Raw genomic sequence first — 389 nt, 5'->3', positions numbered from 1 at the left:
TAGCCAAGAAGACTCCTTCCTCAAGGAACGTGAAGGGTCGCAGCCCAGTGAGTAGGTGGGAGATGAATTGGCTTCGGACAAGGGATGGCATAAAGCCATCTTAATTGTTCGATATATGTAAAGTGTTACTGGACAATTTGTCATTATCACTTCACTACCTACCGAATGTATGTTTGTTGTATAATAGACATATGCCGAACTGGAGGTGAAACCAATGATTATCAATAAAGCATATAAATTTCGTATATATCCAAATAAAGCACAAGCAACGCTAATCAATAAAACGATTGGTTGTTCCCGCTTTGTATTCAATCATTTCCTATCTCTATGGGATAACGCATACAAAGAAACAGGAAAAGGTTTGACATATGGTACATGCTCTGCCAAAC

Annotated in this window: 1 protein-coding gene; it reads left to right on the top strand. The window is 38.8% G+C overall.

Features of this window, described 5'->3' with window-relative positions; genetic code table 11:
* Positions 1-214: 214 nt before the first annotated feature.
* Positions 215-389 (top strand): helix-turn-helix domain-containing protein (locus tag MR109_RS29825; protein WP_242274867.1); only part of this gene is annotated, 175 nt, incomplete at its 3' end.

This window comes from Bacillus cereus group sp. BfR-BA-01310, assembly GCF_022664325.1.
GTDB classification, from domain to species: domain Bacteria; phylum Bacillota; class Bacilli; order Bacillales; family Bacillaceae_G; genus Bacillus_A; species Bacillus_A paramycoides.
This window is presented reverse-complemented; position numbering and strand designations above follow the sequence as displayed.